Raw genomic sequence first — 15,316 nt, forward strand, 5'->3', positions numbered from 1 at the left:
CTTGTCCCGAGCCTGAGCGGATTTTGTCGCGGCGAAGACGGGCAACACTCGGAGGGATTCGAGCGATATCCGATGCAGAAGCGACGTTGAAAGCTGGGTTGAACGCTTAGGCGGCCCTGGAGAAACGCAGGTTAATAGGGCGCCAGCTATGCGTGGTTAGCCTCTCCGAGCGGTCGTCCCGAAAGGGTCCGCTCTCGCCGGGATCGCGTCCGGCCTTCTGCATCAAGGCGTTCGGTGCCATTAACCGACGGCGTGGGAAGCGTCGACAACTCTATCTCTGACAGCCGGAAAGACGGCACTCACCCTCTCGCCCCTACCCGTCACCCCCTCCGCCCTACCAGATCAGAGGTGCAGATGAGCATAAGCAGCTCCTACGTTATTTGTTTGCTCCGTTACGACCCCGCAGACGGCGCCATGTACTGGAAGCCTAGGACGACACATCAAGTTAGCCGCCCCGAAATGCTTGATCGCTGGAACAGGAAATACGCCGGAAAGCGTGCTGGATCGGTGAATAGCGACGGTTATGAGGTGATACGAGTGGGCGGAAATCAATTCCGCACCAATCGGCTAGTTTGGGAGCTGCACCACGGGCCCATCCCAGATGGCATGCAGATAGACCACATAAATGGCGATCGCCGGGACAACCGTGCCGCCAACCTGCGTGCTGTAACGATTACCGAAAACAACCGGAACATGAGGCTTTCGCACCGCAACACCAGCGGATTGCATGGGGTTGTGTTCCTCCGCCGTTACAGCCGGTTCCAAGCCACGATAGTCGTAGACAGGAAGCACATCCACCTGGGCTATCACCAAACCCTAATTGACGCAGCAGCGGCCAGGAAGTCAGCAGAATTTTGCCATGGCTTCCATCCAAATCACGGCCGCTGATTCCGCCTAACCCCAAACACTGGAGGTCGCCATGAGCGATTGGATCAAGTGCAGCGATCGGCTGCCGCCAGAAGGCGAGAAGCGCGATTACCTGTGCCTGTTCGAGTACGGCGAGATGCAGGTCACTGAGTGGCTGTACGACAAAACTCTCGGATGGTGCTTCTGGTACGGCGATCCAAGTCACTGGATGCCGCTCCCACCTCTTCCCACTGAATAACGCCATCCTGGAGGCGACCATGCACCACAGCATCCAATTGCGCCGCGACATCGTCGACGGCCTGCATCAGCGCTCCCGTATCGCCACTGCCGAATTCTACCGACTGATTAGGCGACCTGAGCCGGTGGTCACCTTCCGGATGATGGTGAAGCCTGCAGGCCGCGACTTCTTTCATGTGGTGGACAGCCGAACCGGAAAGGTCATGGGGTTCCGCCGCAGCCACAACGAAGCCTGCGCCCTCGCTCGGCGCCTGGAGCGCCTGCATGCCAACCAGCTACGCGGATAGCGCCCAGGCCAGGGAATCAGACAGGCGCTGGGACTTGCCGGACTTCGGCAAGAAGCAACACGTCGACCTGTTCCACGAGTACACGGCTGACAACCTGGCAGAGCGCGAGGCTCGGCGTATCAAGGAGCGCGCCAGCCTCAAGCTGCGCATTGGGCTGGCGATGGCGCAGATGGAGGCGATCTGTCCGCCGGCAGGAGGCGATCAATGAACGCTACTCAGCGGGACCACCTAAACGCCGTGAACTGGATCGAGGGAGAGATCAAAAACATGATTCTCGAACTTGGCAAGCCAAACGCCAGTGCGGCGGCCACATCATGCGTCACCCTCGCTTTCATGCTGCGGGTTATCGACGAAAACGAACACCGGCACTTCCGGGCACTCATCGACAAGATTTACGCCGACTACAACGCATCGCTCGTTTCTGCCGCCTGACGGCACAACCCAACCCCACCACTTTCAATGCTGCGCCTGGCGCGGCGAGGGATCGTCATGTCCAAAAATACCAACCAAGCAATCGCACAAGAATCGCTCCAAGCGAGCGAAACCGAAGAATCCAAGAAGTCCATTGCCCCTGCTGTCGCCGTCACCGACATCGTGGAGTATCGGCCGCACGAGGAGCAAATCGTTCGCCTGGAAACAACTTACGCGAAGCTGGTCGTTGACTGCTCGACGAGCGAAGGCTTGGCGAGCGCGAAGGAAGTTCGCGTCGATATCCGCGATGTGCGCTACGCCCTGGATAAGACCACCAAAACCGCATTGGTGCCATATCAGCAAAAGGTCAAAGAAGCTCAGGCTCGCGTGAATCAAGTCAAGGAGTTCGGTGAAACGCTCAAGACTCGTGTGCTGGCAATTGAAGAGCCTGTCGATGAAGCGATCAAGGCCGAAGAAAAGCGTATAGCTGATGCCAAGGCAGAGCGCGAGCGTGTCGAGGCTGAACGCATCGAAGCCATCCGGGCAAAAATCAACCGCTTCAGTTCTGTCGCTGCCGCCTATGCGAACCGCAGCGCCGCAGACGTCTCCAGCATTCTGCTAGGCGTCAAAGAGTCGGTGATCCTGCCAGAAGAGTATGGCGAATTTGAAGCCGAAGGCACCATCGCTCGTGACAACGCCATTGAGCAACTCGAAGCGCTGCTCAAGTCTGCCGTTGAGCGAGAAGAGGCTGCTGCCAAGTTGCTGGCCCAGCAGAAAGAACTGGATGAGTTGCGCGAGAAACAACGCATCGCCGACGCCGAAGCCGAGGAACTACGTAAGCAGCGAGCAGAGGAAGACCGCAAGCGGTTGAAACAGCAGCAGGACGAACTGGACCAGCAGCGCCGAGACATGGAGGCACAGCAACGCCAGCAGCGTGAACAGCAGGAAGAGCAACAACGCCAGCAGCGCGAGCGCGAGGCACAGTATCAACGCGACCAGGAAGAGCTGGTCCGTCTGCGCGCCCAGGCTGCCGCGCCTGCGCCCGTGGCGGCTGTCACCGCCGCTCCAATCGTTAAGAAAGCTGAAACCGCGCCTGTTGCCGTGGTTGCCGTATCCGTTGAACCCATCGACGTGGACCCGGCCACTCCCCCGGCTGACGACATTGTCGAGGTTGTAGCACTCGGCTTCGATGTGACCATCGCCACTGCCCGCGATTGGCTACGCGCCACCCGCTTCTAACCATCCTTTCCATCTGCCGGCCGACCCACTCCACGTCGACCACGGAGAGCGCAATGACCGATACAGACACCCAAGCACAAACCGGCCTCGCCACTTATCACGATCCATCGCACAACGCGGCCGCGCTCATCCTCGACCCTGGCACCATGCGGTCGATGAGCGACCTCGCGATGATGATGTCGAAGGGAGTGACAACCGTCCCGAAACATCTTAAAGGGAACCAAGCCGACTGCATGGCGGTGGTGCTTCAAGCAATGCAGTGGCAAATGAACCCCTTTGCTGTGGCGCAGAAAACGTTCATCGTCAACGGCGGCGCATTGAGCTACGAGGCGCAGCTTGTTAACGCAGTGATCACCGCCAAGGCGCCAGTCAAAGGTCGATTGAACTTTGAATGGTTCGGCGCTTGGGAAAACGTCATCGGGAAGATGCGCGAAGTTACCAGTAAGACCAAGAAGGATGAGGACACTGGCGAGTTTAAAAAATATCGCGTCCCCGCCTGGAGCTTTGACGACGAAAAAGGGCTCGGCATCAAGGTTTGGGCGACCTTTCGGGGCGAAGACGAGCCGCGCATTCTGGAACTTCTGCTGACCCAGGTCCGCACGCGCAACTCTACGCTTTGGGCGGAAGACCCCAAACAACAGATCGCCTACTTGGTGACCAAAAAATGGGCACGCCTCTTCTGTCCTGACGTGATCCTCGGCGTTTATACGCCCGATGAATTCGAGGATTCATACGGCGGCGAGATTGACATCACTCCCACCAAACAAGCCGCAAACATCGCTGCCGCTGCTGGCGTTTCGTTCGGCCCAAAATCCCCATCACCGGAAATAGACGGTGTATTCGCAGACCTCATGGTCGTTGCAAGGCAACAGGACATCGACGCCTACGCGGCCGCCTGGGCAGGTCTCAAGCCGAAGCAGCGCGCAGCGATCGGATTGGAATGCCACGAAGCCCTAAAAGGCTTGGCGGCTACCGTCGATGCCGACTTTACCGATATAACCGGTCCCAGCGGTGACCAGTCCCATTCAGAGGAGGCTGCGTAGTGAGAACGGAGCTTCAGGGCACAGAAAAGTGGCATGCGGACCGATCTGGGCGCGTGACAGCCAGCCGCTTCAAAGACGTGGTGGCCTGGGGGAAGCCTGACAAAAATGGTAAGCGCGAGCCTATGGGCGCGCGCACCTCGTACATGCGTGAGCTTTGCTTCGAGCGCCTGGCAAAGAAGTCCAAGCACAACGTCAGCAGCGCTTCTATGAAGTGGGGCCACACCGAAGAACAAAAAGCGCAGGACGCCTACGAGATGTTGACCGGCAACATCGTCCTGCCGTCGGAGTTCATCGTCCACCCGAAGTACGACTGGCTCGGCTGCTCGCCAGACGGCCTGATCAACGACGACGGGGGCACCGAATCGAAGTGCCCATTCAACGAAGCGGTACACGTCAGGACCTGGCTGGAAGGCATGCCCGAAGAGCATATGCCGCAGGTCCAGGGCTGCATGTTCGTTACAGGTCGCAAGTGGTGGGACTTTCTGTCTTTCGATTCTCGCCAAGATGAAGAGTGTCAGCTCTATATCGAGACGATTTACCGCGACGAAGACTACATCGCCAACCTGCACAAAGAACTGGTCCAGTTCAACCTGGAACTGAACCGCATGGTTGATGAGGTAGCGGACAAAGCTCGGGCGCAAGCCCATCGCCTAGGAGCCTGACCATGATCAGCAACCTAAAATCAGACATCGAGTTTCGGCGCGAGAAAGCACTGGAGCTTTCCGGCCAGGTCCATCGGCACCTGGCCGCCGGCGGAAAGCTCACCATCGGCGATAGCCCGGCGATCAATCCAGAGCCGGCCAAGCGTTCGGAAAAGATCGATCCCGACACCATCCTCAAGCGCCGCAAACCTCCGATCTCGAGGGCTGAACGTAGCGCGCTGCGCAAACTCGCGGAGGCATTATGAGCAAGCGCAAGCCGCATAACCTGCAGGCGCGCATTGCCCGGTCGTGCCGCTCGCTGCTGGCATCCAATCACGTCGCCGTGGTGAACATCGACCCCAGTGGCCGCCAGGGCATGATCAATTACAAGTCGCTGAAGAACATCGCACCGGGGAAGATTGGCCAGGCCGTCTGCGGCATCCCTCACCGGTGGACGATCTACCTCAGCGCCCTTTGCATCGATGCCCGCGGCGACCGCTACAGCAAGTCGGTGGAGGTGGCGCCCGATGGCGTCTACCTCTCCGACCACCTGGAAGACGTGATCGAGCATTGCTACAAGAAGCTGCGCGACGAGGCCAACCAAAGCCAGATGGTGGCTTCGGGCTGGATCGCCATTCCCGAAGCGATTTCGCTGGACGAGGCACACGCCGCGCAGATCTTCGAAGCGGTCGGCGCCTGGCACCAGGTGAAGGTGGATTCATGCGCCGCATAGCCCGCATCCAACAACGCAAACGTCAAACCTGGCTCGCACTGCCGGCCAGCGGAATAGAAGAGGTAGGCCATGGCCAAATCAGTACAGGAACGGTCGGCCAAAGCTGCTCAGAAGCGTCTGGCGGTCGCAGAGAAGGAATTGCGGCACAAGGTCAGGCCGGGTATCGAGCAGGCCATGGAGCGTATCCGGCTTCGCGGCCAGGTGCCGATCATCAGCGAACTGTTGCAGATCGCCATCATGAAGATGGACTTGATGGCAGACGACGAGCTTGCGGCGTTCTTGAGTTATCCGCGCCACGAAATCGTGATTAACGAAAACGTGGCGCTTGAATTCAGAAATCAAAGCCTGGCCGAGATTAGGCGCGACCCAGGTGACGAGGTTATAGCTCCAGATCAGCTTCAATCGGGGCGCCATGGTTGATAGTGCCAAACCATTCAAACTGACCGATCGTTTTTAACGCTGCACGCTTGATGTCTTCAGCGACCTCATCGAATTCTTCAACTGAGGGGCACAGCTCGAATGTGCAGCAGCAGCTGTTGGAATCGTAGAACAGGCTAATTACCCGGCTTTGTAATCCGGTTTTTTCAATAGCAACACAGAAACTCAACATCTCCGCTAACTCATTTGCTTTGCCATGCCTTGTATCAATGGCAATGCCAAATGCTTTCATCGAGTCTACGGACACTTCACCTGCATACATTTTATAGCTCCTTGATCCGGCTCCATGCCGGTCACCCGTAATACCCCATATCAACGAAATCTGCCAGAAGACTCAATCTCAAATAGTCCGGCCAGGTCACACCACCTTAACTTAATTTCGATGCTTCTCTAAGTTCTCTGAAATGAGAGTCCATATTGTTAGTGGCAGAATCTAAATCTCGCGAAAGCTCAAACATCTCCGCACTCTCACGACTATTCATTTCTATATTTTTCCTAGCAGCAACTACTCCTCTCTCCATCTGTGACTTAATTCCTATAAAAGGTACGAGCATTTCCTCGTAGGGAAAGGCAGTCAAGTCCACACTATTCAATGTTGCCATATTGGCCTCCGCAACTTTGAGAGCTGTTCCAAGAGAACCAAGTTCGCAATCACTCTTAGCCAAGTCATCCCTAAGGCTCACCATCGATACTTGAGCTCCTTGAGCAATATTGATAATTGCCAACTTAAAAACTTTTATTTTCTTTACATTCTCTTTTCTAAGCCGCTTCTCTGGAACATTTGCAATTCCAATCGCTACAGCAATCGCAATCATAGAGCCAACAAACTGCCCCCACGAAGCCAGACCCGGATGCTGTTCAATCCAACATAGCAAAAAACTCATAACTAACTCCCCTGTAGATCCCGGAACTATACCGGCGAGGATCACCTATGTCCGCACAACAGAAGAAACATCCCTTCGATTTCAAAACCCAATACGGACTCGGCTTCAACCCTCAGGACGATGAGATCGTTGTCGACTTCTTCTGCGGTGGTGGCGGCGCCGGTACCGGCCTGGAGATTGGCCTGGGCCGCGCGGTGAACGTCGCGAAGAACCACAGCCCGCAAGCCATCAGCATGCACACCATGAACCACCCAGGCGCCCAACACTTCACCACCGACGTGTTCGAGGGTGATCCGGACACCGAGTGTGGCGGCAAGGCCGTTGGCTGGTTCCACATGTCGCCGGACTGCACGCACCACAGCCAGGCAGCCGGCGGCCAACCGCGCAAGCGCGAGATCCGCAACCTGTCATGGATCGGGCTCAAGTGGGCAGGCATGAAGCGCCCCCGGGTGATCAGCCTGGAGAACGTGAAGCAGATCCTCCAGTGGGGCCGATTGATCGCCAAGCGCGACAAGGCAACCGGTCGCGTGGTGAAACTCAGCGGCGAAATTGCAGCACCTGGTGAAGTTGTGCCGGTGGGCCAGCAGTTCCTGATCCCTGACCCGAAGCAGCGCGGCCGCACTTGGCGCCGTTTCGTAGCCTTGCTGGAAGGCATGGGCTATGTCGTTGAGTGGAAGGTGATCAGGGCCTGCGACTTCGGCGCGCCGACCAGCCGGGAGCGGCTGTTCATGATCGCCCGGTGCGATGGACAAACGATCATGTGGCCGGAGCCGACCCACGCGAAAAACCCGGTCAAGGGCCAGCAGAAGTGGAAAACCGCTGCTGACTGCATCGACTTCACCGACCTGGGCAAAAGCATCTTTGGAAGGAAGAAGGACCTGGCCCCGGCCACCCTGCGCCGCGTTGCCAAGGGCATGAAGAAGTTCGTTATCGACAGCGCGGCCCCGTTCATTGTGCCGATCGCCAACTGGTCGGGAGAGGCAGTGCAGTCGGCCGGCGAGCCGCTGCGTACCATCACCTCCTACCCGAAGGGTGGTGCCTTCTCGGTGGTCAGCCCGGTTATCGCACCGGCAACTCACCAGGGCAGCGACAGGATCAACGACCCGCTCGAGCCGCTGCCGACGGTGACCTGCGCGAATCGCGGCGAGCTGACGCTAATCAGTCCAGTGATGGTTGGGGCCGGTGGGCCGGTGTACGCCGGGCACCCGGTATCAGCAGACCAGCCGATCGGCACACTCATGACTCGCAGTCACCGTGCGGTTGCATCGGCCTGCATCGTCCAGGCCGGGCACGGCGAAGGTTCTGGCGCAAACAAACGCCGCTCCCATGGGGTGAACGATATATGCGGGCCGATCGGCACCGTTACAGCCAGCGGCGGCGGCCAGTCCATCAGCACCGCAGTGATGATTCAGGCCAACGGCGGATTCAACACCACGCATGCCAAGGATATGCGCGAGCCGATGACCACGGTGACCAACACCGGCAGCCAGCAGCAGTTGGCCGTGGCGAACCTGGTGCACCTGCGTGGCAACTGCGATGCACGCGACCTCAACGACCCGCTGCACACCGTCAGCGCCGGCGGTCAACACCACGGGCTGGTCAGCGCATTCATGGAGCGAGCATTCGGCGGCAGTGTTGGCCAGGGCCTGGAAAATCCGGCGCCGACCATCACGGCAGGCGGCGGTGGCAAGAGCTCGCTGGTGTCGCTCACCTTGTCGCCTGAACACGAAGCCGGTGCCCTGAGGGTCGCCGCGTTCCTGATCAGCTACTACGGCACCGAGAACATCAGCGCTTGCGACTCGCCGTCGCCGACGATCACGACCAAGGACCGCTTGGCCATGGTCACCGTCATGGTTAAGGGAACCCCCTATGTGATCGTCGACATCTGCCTACGGATGCTGAAGCCGGCCGAGCTGTACAAGGCCCAGGGCTTCCCGGCCGACTACATCATCAGCCACGGTGCCGATGGCAAACCGTTCACCAAGACTCAGCAGGTGCACATGTGCGGCAACAGCGTAAGCCCGCCGCCGATGGCTGCAATTGCCAAGGCGAACGATCCGTGGCGGAACGCTATCGCTCAAATCGCGGCGTGAAAGACTTTACTCAGGTGTCGCATATAAATGGCTTACGCAAGTGCCGCAAACTTTCCTTCCAAGTTTGGCAGCCTTGGCTCTAGCCACGTCTTCGCTCCGGCAGCTCTCATTGATGTTGTCGGTGTCCTCATGCGCTACTTTTTTGCAGATTGATTCGGGTTGGTTATTGCACTGCAAGGGATCAGTTGTAAGCAGCTCTCCCTCGAAGATGTGGTGCTCTTCAGAATCTTTCCGCTTCCGTATTGAGTAAGTGATCATTCCGTAATCTCGATTAATGATGGCGGTACGCCACCCCTAATAGTGCCTAGATCCGTAAATTATTAACACCCCTCACACTTCAAAGTCAGCCGCTATAGCGGCAAGGAACTCTATGCGCCTGAAGAAAGCTGAGCGCGAGCAAGTGCGCCTGAAGTATGGCGGGCACTGCGCCTATTGCGGCGTGCTGCTGGGTGACCGCTGGCACGCCGACCACCTCGCCCCGGTGGTTCGTGAGCTGCTGTCCAAGCAAACAGCCGCCGGCACCTGGAAGCTGGTGTCAGGCAAACCGCTACGGCCTGAGTATGACGTGTTGGAGAACATGATGCCGGCCTGTGCGCCCTGCAACATCAGCAAGGGCGGCCAATCCCTGGAAGGCTGGCGGACCTGGATCGCCGGGCACATCAACTCCCTCAACAGCTACCACCCCATCTACCGCCTGGCCAAGTCCTACGGGCTGATCGCCGAGACCGGCGCGCCGGTGGTGTTCCACTTCGAAAAGGAGCAGCAGCCATGATCGCCACCCTCTGGTTCGCCTACGCCTTCATCTACAAGGTGAATAAGCCATGAATCAACACGTCCGAGTGAATACGGCTGAGCTGATCGGCCAAGCCCTTAACTGGGCAATGGCCCTGGCCGAAGGAAAGCAGGCCAGGATCACCAAGAGCGGGGTTCGCCTGGCGCTGGGCGGCAGCACTTACGGAATGATTAATCCGGCCACCGATGAGAAGGCCGGGACGCTGGCGATACTGCGGCACCGCGTGCGCTTTGATGTTCGGATGCCGGGGCATCAATGGGCTGCCAGGGTTGGCGAGGTCATCGCAGGCGGGCCAACTATCACTATTGCAGCTTGCCGCGCTATCGCCGTCGCCAGCCTGGGCGATGTCATCGATATCCCCGCCGAACTCATCTAACCCCAATCCCCCTACATGCCTGCCGGTGAGCGGCGGGCGCGCACCTGGAAATAAATATGACCATCACCGCCCCGGTCATCCGGTACCACGGCGCCAAGTTTCGGCTCGCGCCGTGGGTGCTGCAACACTTTCCACCGCACACCTGTTACGTCGAGTCATTCGGCGGCGCTGCGGGCGTGCTGATGCAAAAGCCACGATCGTATGCAGAGGTATACAACGACCTGGACGGCGACATCGTGAACCTGTTCCGGGTGCTGCAGGATCAGGACTCGCGATCAGGACTCGTCGAACGCCTAGTGTTCACCCCCTACTCCCGCGAGGAGTTCGAATTGTCCTGGGAGTCCAGCGCCGAACCGATCGAGCGCGCAAGGCGAACAATCATCCGTGCCCAGATGGGCTTTGGCTCCGCCGGCGCCACAAAGGGTGTGACCGGCTTCCGCATCGACACCAAACGACAGTACGGAACTGCCCAATCGCTTTGGGCAACCTATCCCGAACAGCTCGCCGAGGTTGGCCAGCGCCTGAGTGGCGTACTGATAGAAAACAGACCGGCGATCGAGGTGATTAAGGCGCACGACGGCCCGCAAACTCTGCACTACGTCGACCCGCCCTACGTGCACGACACCAGGTACAAGGGCGCGTCCAGCGGCCGTTACTACCGGCACGAAATGGACGATACCGAACACCGTGAATTGCTCGGAGCCTTGCTCGAGCTAGAAGGAATGGTCGTGCTGTCTGGATACCCGAGCGACCTGTATGCGGAACTGCTACCCGGCTGGGCCTGCTACAGCACATCAGCTCGCATCAGCGCCGGCCGGGGCACCGCCAACCGAACCGAATGCATCTGGCTAAACCCGGCCTGTGTCGATCGCGCAAGCCAAATCGGCCTGGATCTCTGCGAAAGATCATAACCCCAGCCCACCTTCTGCCGCCCAGCGCGGCAAGGACATCCCATGTTCGCAACGAAACTCACCCTGATCCTGCTGGGCGCTTTGCTGTACCTAGCTGGCACCGGTTGCTGGATCTTCTGGATCGGCCCCGGGCTGGTCATGGACGGAAAAATATCTGACCTCCTGTACGCATTCGCCGGCACCTGTGCCTGGATGCTGATCACCTTCGGCCTGGTCATCCACATCATCAAGACAGCGCGGCCCGCCGGCTCTCTCGACAAACCCGACGTATAGAGGTGCATAGCATGGAGATGCAAAGCGAAACGCTTGCCGAGGAAGAGCTGGCGGCGATCACCGGATACATGATTCCGTCAGGCCAGATCGCGTGGCTCAACCGGAACGGATGGAAGTACGTGCTGACCAGGGCAAGGCGCCCGGTAGTCGGCCGGGTCTACGCCCGCATGAAACTGGCAGGCGTGAAACCATCAGCAGAAAACGTCGCGGCTGAAGCCTGGTCGCTGGATCTGTCAAAAGTAGGATAAAGCGATGCGAGCAAAAAAGGCGGCAAACAGGGACCTGCCGCCGCGAATGATTCGGCGTGTGCGCACGTTGAAAGGCGGCAAAGAGTGGGTTGGGTACTACTACGACGGGAGGAACGAAGACGGGAAGCGGGTAGAAATCCCGCTCGGGGGTGACTTGGATATCGCCAAGGCTGAATGGGCAAAGCTCGACTGCAAGCCAGTACCGAAGAAGAACGCCCTGCTGGGCCAGGTGTTTGATCGGTACGAGCGGGAGGTCATCCCGGGAAAGGCGCCAAAGACGCAGAGCGACAACCTGCTGAGCCTGAAGCAACTACGCAAAGCGTTCACCGACGCCCCTATTGATGCCGTGACGCCGCAGGTCATAGCCCAATACCGGGATAGACGGAGCGCCAAGGTGAGAGCCAACCGGGAGATCTCCCTGCTTTCGCACATCTATAACATCGCACGCGAGTGGGGGATCACCGAGAGCAACCCGGCCGCCGGCGTGCGAAAGAACAAGGAGGTGCCGCGGGACTTTTACGCAACCGAGGAAATCTGGAGCGCCGTGTATGCGGTCGCGACCTCGGAGTTGCGCGACGCCATGGACCTGGCTTACTTGACTGGCCAGCGCCCCGCGGACGTGCTTTCGATGCGGGAAGCAGACGCGGTTAACGAGTTCCTGCAGGTTGCCCAGGGCAAGACTTCCAAAAAGCTACGAATCCGCCTGACTGCCGCCGGAGTTTTGAATGACTTAGGCACACTAGTGGAGCGGTTGATAGAGCAGAGGCGTTCCCGCGGCGTGCGGAGCCCGTACCTGATTGTCACGGAGGATGGGCGGCAGGTGACCAAGCCGATGCTGCGGCTGCGCTTTGACGATGCCAGGAACCGGGCGATTGCAACAGCTCGCGAGAAAGGAGACGGGATTCTCGCCGCGAGCATTCGCCAGTTCCAATTCCGAGACATCCGACCGAAAGCCGCCAGCGAGATCCTCGACCTGGGCGATGCCAGCCGCCTCCTGGGTCACACGGACAAGCGCATCACGGAGACGGTCTACAGGCGCGTTGGCGAGATCGTGAAGCCGACTCGTTGATCTAGAATCTGGCAGAGTTGCGGAAACCGCCTGAAATGATGCGGAAACGATCAGATGTTTCACTGCCGACATTCCCAAACCCCAGAAACGCAAAAGCCCCGCTAGTGCGGGGCTTTCGTGTAAATCTTGGCGGGAAACCAGGGATTCGAACCCTGGGAACGCTATTAACGTTCGCCGGTTTTCAAGACCGCTATGCAAACTCACGCGGGCCGACGTCCTGAAGACCGTCGGCGTTCCATTACTCATCGCAATCGATCAAGCTACAGGCCGCATTCTACAGGGGGTGCTTTTTGAGTTTGGGAACTGTTTTGCCCTCCCCCGGCGTCCCGCCGAATGAACGCAAAATACAGAAATGCCAAAGATTTACGAAAGGGATTGAGCCGCTGGGCTTCGACCCTGCCTTAGTCAGTGACTACCTCGACTGCTTCAAGTCAGATGCGTCGAAGGCTGCAGTCATGGACGAATTGGAGTTCCACTACGAAGAAATGGATCCCGAGGAAAGGAAGCAGCGGCTCGAAATGATGGGAGTTATCGGCGCGCCGACTGTCTACTTTTACGACAATGACGAAGATGAGCCGATAGAGGGTGTAGTGGTCTAATGAAACCGGACACCCTTTTAGGCGAGAATACTCGCCAGATCGAGGTGTCAGATGACCAAACAACGCCGTACCTTTTCCGCTGAATTCAAACGCGAGGCTGCCGACCTCGTGCTCAAGCAAAACTACAGCTTCATCGAAGCCAGTCGTTCACTGAGTGTTGGTGAGTCGGCGCTGCGCCGCTGGGTCGACCAGCTTCAGCAAGAGCGCACCGGCGTCACGCCCCAGAGCAAGGCCCTGACACCAGAGCAGCAAAAAATCCAGGAGTTGGAAGCTCGGATTGCTCGCCTCGAGCGCGAGAAATCAATATTAAAAAAGGCTACCGCGCTCTTGATGTCGGAAGATCTCGAGCGTACGCGCTGATCAATCAGCTAAGCGTCCATGAGCCTGTTGACTGCTTGTGCGAGGCGTTTGAGGTCGCTCGTTCGGGGTACTACGCGCATCGTCTAAGGCGGCGAACACCAGATGTTGAGCGGCTCAGGCTGCGTAGCCGAGTGAGCGAGTTGTTCACCCAGGGCCGAAGTGCTCCCGGCAGTCGAAGCATCACGTTGATGATGCAAGAAGAAGGTGAGCAAATTGGACGGTTTAAGGTACGCAGGCTGATGCGTGAGCTGGAGTTGGTCAGCAAGCAGCCAGGATCACACGCCTATAAAAAGGCGACAGTCGAGCGGCCGGATATCCCAAATATATTGAACCGAGAATTTGATGTCGAAGCGCCCAACCAGGTCTGGTGCGGCGACATCACCTACATCTGGGCACAGGGGAAATGGCACTACCTTGCGGTTGTCATGGATCTTTACGCTCGTCGAGTGGTGGGCTGGGCGTTATCAGAAAAGCCGGATGCAGACTTGGTGATCAAGGCGTTGGACGTGGCTTACGAGCAGCGTGGCAAGCCGCAAGGCCTGCTATTTCACTCAGACCAGGGATCGCAATATGGCAGCCGCAACTTTCGCCAGCGGCTGTGGCGTTATCGCATGCGTCAGAGTATGAGCCGCCGAGGAAACTGCTGGGATAATGCGCCGATGGAGAGGGTTTTTCGCAGCTTGAAAACAGAGTGGATACCAACCACTGGCTACATGACCGGCCACCAGGCTCAGAGAGACATTAGCCAGTACCTGATGCATCACTACAACTGGATCCGACCTCATCAATTTAACGATGGATTGGCCCCAGCGAAAACGGAAGAAAAACTCAAAACCGTGTCCGGGATGAGTTGACCACTACAGGTAAGGGTGGCGCATTGAAAACGGGCATAGCTATCGCACGTGATCGGGGAATGCCTTTTGTTCTGACTGCTGACGCCGACGGCCAACACTTGCCGGTAGACATTCTACGTGTCATGGCGGCCGGTATCGAAACAAACGATTCGGTGGTCCTCGGTCGTAGAGTATTTGACCAGTCGACGCCACTGCGATCCAAGTTCGGCAACGAACTAACTATTCGGGTATTCCACGTTGTGCATGGCAAGCGCGTGAACGACACCCAAACCGGACTGCGCTTTATTCCGGCGGGTTTTTATGAGGACTTGCTGGCCATCCCCAAGGACAAATACGACTTCGAACTGGCGGCGCTGATTATCTTCGCGCGCAGGGACAGACTGCAGGAAGTAGTAATTCAAACCGTCTACGAGCCGGGTAACCCGTCTTCGCATTTCCGCAAGTTGCAGGACTCGGCAAAGATCTATGCCGTACTGCTGCGCGGCGTCATGGTCTCGTTGTTCCTCGCCCTGATGGATTTCCTGACCTTCCACCTAGTCGATTCGATCACAGGTTCCACTACGCTGTCCGTGGTAGTGGCCCGTAGCGTAGGTACCTTGGGCTATTTCTATTTAGCCCGCAGCTTCATCTACAAGGTCGGCGGCAACACCGTCAGCACCTTCATAAAGTATCTACTCCTGGTGCTCCTGAACATCTCGATTCTGGTTCCGCTGATCGACTTGGCCAAGGAACAGCTCGAAATGCCTAAAGTGCTGACCTATATGCTCGGCACCCTCGGCCTGTTCTTCTTTAACTTCATCTTACAAAAGACTTTTATCTTCAAGGAAGCCGCCGCAGTGTCGACTGCATCGCCAGTCGTGGTAGCTGCTCCTCATAGCGCGGAAACGCCTCGTTAACTCCCTATCGGTCCGGGGCTGGTCAGCGGTGACTGGTCCTTGTGCTTTCGTGCGTCCTGGCTGT

23 protein-coding genes are annotated in these 15,316 nt (G+C 58.0%); 21 read left to right on the forward strand and 2 right to left on the reverse strand.

Annotated elements, in window-relative coordinates; translation table 11 throughout:
- Positions 1 to 459: 459 nt before the first annotated feature.
- From ACS5Q8_RS17240 to ACS5Q8_RS17290, 11 genes are all read left to right on the forward strand, one after another.
- Positions 460 to 888 (forward strand): HNH endonuclease, encoded by a 429-nt coding sequence (locus ACS5Q8_RS17240; protein WP_465159222.1) that lies wholly within the window; start codon positions 460 to 462, stop codon positions 886 to 888.
- A 31-nt stretch (positions 889 to 919) separates the two neighbouring features.
- Positions 920 to 1,105: a DUF551 domain-containing protein gene (locus ACS5Q8_RS17245; protein ID WP_443693958.1), complete on the forward strand. Its 186-nt coding sequence runs from the start codon at positions 920 to 922 to the stop codon at positions 1,103 to 1,105.
- A gap of 19 nt (positions 1,106 to 1,124) precedes the next feature.
- Positions 1,125 to 1,391 carry a hypothetical protein gene (locus ACS5Q8_RS17250; protein WP_465159223.1) on the forward strand — a complete coding sequence of 89 codons (267 nt, stop codon included), beginning with the start codon at positions 1,125 to 1,127 and terminating at the stop codon, positions 1,389 to 1,391.
- Positions 1,369 to 1,599, forward strand: coding sequence for a hypothetical protein (locus ACS5Q8_RS17255; protein ID WP_465159224.1), 231 nt, complete (start codon positions 1,369 to 1,371; stop codon positions 1,597 to 1,599). Before ACS5Q8_RS17250 ends, ACS5Q8_RS17255 begins: the two co-directional genes overlap by 23 nt.
- Positions 1,596 to 1,823, forward strand: a complete 228-nt coding sequence (locus tag ACS5Q8_RS17260) for a hypothetical protein (protein ID WP_465159225.1) — start codon at positions 1,596 to 1,598, stop codon at positions 1,821 to 1,823. The genes ACS5Q8_RS17255 and ACS5Q8_RS17260 overlap by 4 nt, the downstream gene beginning before the upstream one ends.
- A 57-nt stretch (positions 1,824 to 1,880) precedes the next feature.
- The gene (locus ACS5Q8_RS17265) at positions 1,881 to 3,041 is read left to right on the forward strand and encodes a coiled-coil domain-containing protein (RefSeq protein ID WP_465159226.1); all 1,161 of its coding nucleotides are present in this window, start codon (positions 1,881 to 1,883) and stop codon (positions 3,039 to 3,041) included.
- A gap of 53 nt (positions 3,042 to 3,094) precedes the next feature.
- Positions 3,095 to 4,084: a RecT family recombinase gene (locus ACS5Q8_RS17270; protein WP_465159227.1), complete on the forward strand. Its 990-nt coding sequence runs from the start codon at positions 3,095 to 3,097 to the stop codon at positions 4,082 to 4,084.
- Positions 4,084 to 4,746, forward strand: a complete 663-nt coding sequence (locus tag ACS5Q8_RS17275) for a lambda exonuclease family protein (protein ID WP_465159228.1) — start codon at positions 4,084 to 4,086, stop codon at positions 4,744 to 4,746. The genes ACS5Q8_RS17270 and ACS5Q8_RS17275 overlap by 1 nt, the downstream gene beginning before the upstream one ends.
- Before the next feature lie 2 nt (positions 4,747 to 4,748).
- On the forward strand, positions 4,749 to 4,991 hold the full coding sequence (locus tag ACS5Q8_RS17280; protein WP_465159229.1) for a hypothetical protein: 243 nt from the start codon (positions 4,749 to 4,751) through the stop codon (positions 4,989 to 4,991).
- Positions 4,988 to 5,458, forward strand: coding sequence for a hypothetical protein (locus ACS5Q8_RS17285; protein WP_465159230.1), 471 nt, complete (start codon positions 4,988 to 4,990; stop codon positions 5,456 to 5,458). The genes ACS5Q8_RS17280 and ACS5Q8_RS17285 overlap by 4 nt, the downstream gene beginning before the upstream one ends.
- Before the next feature lie 69 nt (positions 5,459 to 5,527).
- Complete coding sequence (locus ACS5Q8_RS17290) at positions 5,528 to 5,878, forward strand: hypothetical protein (RefSeq protein ID WP_465159231.1); 351 nt, start codon at positions 5,528 to 5,530, stop codon at positions 5,876 to 5,878.
- Here ACS5Q8_RS17290 and ACS5Q8_RS17295 read toward each other — a convergent pair.
- Together ACS5Q8_RS17295 and ACS5Q8_RS17300 are read right to left on the reverse strand one after the other, a co-directional pair.
- Entirely contained in the window at positions 5,838 to 6,158 is a 321-nt protein-coding gene (locus ACS5Q8_RS17295) for a hypothetical protein (RefSeq protein ID WP_465159232.1), read from the reverse strand. The two genes, ACS5Q8_RS17290 and ACS5Q8_RS17295, sit on opposite strands and share 41 nt — an antisense overlap.
- Before the next feature lie 106 nt (positions 6,159 to 6,264).
- A complete protein-coding gene (locus tag ACS5Q8_RS17300; RefSeq protein ID WP_465159233.1) occupies positions 6,265 to 6,780 on the reverse strand; it encodes a hypothetical protein in 516 nt (171 codons plus the stop codon).
- 47 nt (positions 6,781 to 6,827) lie between these two features.
- Between ACS5Q8_RS17300 and ACS5Q8_RS17305 the strand changes: the two genes are divergently transcribed.
- The 10 genes from ACS5Q8_RS17305 (at position 6,828) to ACS5Q8_RS17350 (ending at position 15,252) form a co-directional block, all read left to right on the forward strand.
- Positions 6,828 to 8,873: a DNA cytosine methyltransferase gene (locus ACS5Q8_RS17305; RefSeq protein ID WP_465159234.1), complete on the forward strand. Its 2,046-nt coding sequence runs from the start codon at positions 6,828 to 6,830 to the stop codon at positions 8,871 to 8,873.
- Between the two features lie 370 nt (positions 8,874 to 9,243).
- On the forward strand, positions 9,244 to 9,645 hold the full coding sequence (locus ACS5Q8_RS17310; RefSeq protein WP_465159235.1) for an HNH endonuclease: 402 nt from the start codon (positions 9,244 to 9,246) through the stop codon (positions 9,643 to 9,645).
- Positions 9,646 to 9,694: 49 nt separating this feature from the next.
- Complete coding sequence (locus ACS5Q8_RS17315; RefSeq protein WP_465159236.1) at positions 9,695 to 10,042, forward strand: phage protein NinX family protein; 348 nt, start codon at positions 9,695 to 9,697, stop codon at positions 10,040 to 10,042.
- Positions 10,043 to 10,098: 56 nt separating this feature from the next.
- A complete protein-coding gene (locus ACS5Q8_RS17320; protein WP_465159237.1) occupies positions 10,099 to 10,953 on the forward strand; it encodes a DNA adenine methylase in 855 nt (284 codons plus the stop codon).
- A 42-nt stretch (positions 10,954 to 10,995) separates the two neighbouring features.
- Positions 10,996 to 11,226 (forward strand): hypothetical protein, encoded by a 231-nt coding sequence (locus tag ACS5Q8_RS17325; RefSeq protein ID WP_465159238.1) that lies wholly within the window; start codon positions 10,996 to 10,998, stop codon positions 11,224 to 11,226.
- Between the two features lie 11 nt (positions 11,227 to 11,237).
- Entirely contained in the window at positions 11,238 to 11,474 is a 237-nt protein-coding gene (locus tag ACS5Q8_RS17330; RefSeq protein WP_017254529.1) for a DUF4224 domain-containing protein, read from the forward strand.
- A 4-nt stretch (positions 11,475 to 11,478) separates the two neighbouring features.
- Positions 11,479 to 12,543: a tyrosine-type recombinase/integrase gene (locus ACS5Q8_RS17335; RefSeq protein ID WP_465159239.1), complete on the forward strand. Its 1,065-nt coding sequence runs from the start codon at positions 11,479 to 11,481 to the stop codon at positions 12,541 to 12,543.
- A 290-nt stretch (positions 12,544 to 12,833) separates the two neighbouring features.
- Positions 12,834 to 13,142: a hypothetical protein gene (locus ACS5Q8_RS17340; RefSeq protein ID WP_465159240.1), complete on the forward strand. Its 309-nt coding sequence runs from the start codon at positions 12,834 to 12,836 to the stop codon at positions 13,140 to 13,142.
- A gap of 51 nt (positions 13,143 to 13,193) precedes the next feature.
- Positions 13,194 to 14,356 (forward strand): IS3 family transposase gene (locus ACS5Q8_RS17345; RefSeq protein WP_095019831.1). Its coding sequence is split into 2 segments (ribosomal slippage): positions 13,194 to 13,449 and positions 13,449 to 14,356, totalling 1,164 coding nucleotides; the frame shifts between segments, so codons are not numbered across the junction.
- Complete coding sequence (locus ACS5Q8_RS17350) at positions 14,353 to 15,252, forward strand: GtrA family protein (protein WP_465159241.1); 900 nt, start codon at positions 14,353 to 14,355, stop codon at positions 15,250 to 15,252. Before ACS5Q8_RS17345 ends, ACS5Q8_RS17350 begins: the two co-directional genes overlap by 4 nt.
- The last annotated feature ends 64 nt before the right edge of the window (positions 15,253 to 15,316 follow it).

Source organism: Pseudomonas sp. PAMC25584 (assembly GCF_058135675.1).

Excerpts from the sequence above, each read along its gene's own strand:
- ACS5Q8_RS17240 (WP_465159222.1), top strand. The coding sequence starts at position 460 with ATGCTTGATCGCTGGAACAGGAAATACGCCGGAAAGCGTGCTGGATCG.
- ACS5Q8_RS17245 (WP_443693958.1), top strand. The coding sequence starts at position 920 with ATGAGCGATTGGATCAAGTGCAGCGATCGGCTGCCGCCAGAAGGCGAG.
- ACS5Q8_RS17250 (WP_465159223.1), top strand. The coding sequence starts at position 1,125 with ATGCACCACAGCATCCAATTGCGCCGCGACATCGTCGACGGCCTGCAT.
- ACS5Q8_RS17255 (WP_465159224.1), top strand. The coding sequence starts at position 1,369 with ATGCCAACCAGCTACGCGGATAGCGCCCAGGCCAGGGAATCAGACAGG.
- ACS5Q8_RS17260 (WP_465159225.1), top strand. The coding sequence starts at position 1,596 with ATGAACGCTACTCAGCGGGACCACCTAAACGCCGTGAACTGGATCGAG.
- ACS5Q8_RS17265 (WP_465159226.1), top strand. The coding sequence starts at position 1,881 with ATGTCCAAAAATACCAACCAAGCAATCGCACAAGAATCGCTCCAAGCG.
- ACS5Q8_RS17270 (WP_465159227.1), top strand. The coding sequence starts at position 3,095 with ATGACCGATACAGACACCCAAGCACAAACCGGCCTCGCCACTTATCAC.
- ACS5Q8_RS17280 (WP_465159229.1), top strand. The coding sequence starts at position 4,749 with ATGATCAGCAACCTAAAATCAGACATCGAGTTTCGGCGCGAGAAAGCA.
- ACS5Q8_RS17285 (WP_465159230.1), top strand. The coding sequence starts at position 4,988 with ATGAGCAAGCGCAAGCCGCATAACCTGCAGGCGCGCATTGCCCGGTCG.
- ACS5Q8_RS17290 (WP_465159231.1), top strand. The coding sequence starts at position 5,528 with ATGGCCAAATCAGTACAGGAACGGTCGGCCAAAGCTGCTCAGAAGCGT.
- ACS5Q8_RS17295 (WP_465159232.1), bottom strand. The coding sequence starts at position 6,158 with ATGTATGCAGGTGAAGTGTCCGTAGACTCGATGAAAGCATTTGGCATT.
- ACS5Q8_RS17300 (WP_465159233.1), bottom strand. The coding sequence starts at position 6,780 with ATGAGTTTTTTGCTATGTTGGATTGAACAGCATCCGGGTCTGGCTTCG.
- ACS5Q8_RS17305 (WP_465159234.1), top strand. The coding sequence starts at position 6,828 with ATGTCCGCACAACAGAAGAAACATCCCTTCGATTTCAAAACCCAATAC.
- ACS5Q8_RS17310 (WP_465159235.1), top strand. The coding sequence starts at position 9,244 with ATGCGCCTGAAGAAAGCTGAGCGCGAGCAAGTGCGCCTGAAGTATGGC.
- ACS5Q8_RS17315 (WP_465159236.1), top strand. The coding sequence starts at position 9,695 with ATGAATCAACACGTCCGAGTGAATACGGCTGAGCTGATCGGCCAAGCC.
- ACS5Q8_RS17320 (WP_465159237.1), top strand. The coding sequence starts at position 10,099 with ATGACCATCACCGCCCCGGTCATCCGGTACCACGGCGCCAAGTTTCGG.
- ACS5Q8_RS17325 (WP_465159238.1), top strand. The coding sequence starts at position 10,996 with ATGTTCGCAACGAAACTCACCCTGATCCTGCTGGGCGCTTTGCTGTAC.
- ACS5Q8_RS17330 (WP_017254529.1), top strand. The coding sequence starts at position 11,238 with ATGGAGATGCAAAGCGAAACGCTTGCCGAGGAAGAGCTGGCGGCGATC.
- ACS5Q8_RS17335 (WP_465159239.1), top strand. The coding sequence starts at position 11,479 with ATGCGAGCAAAAAAGGCGGCAAACAGGGACCTGCCGCCGCGAATGATT.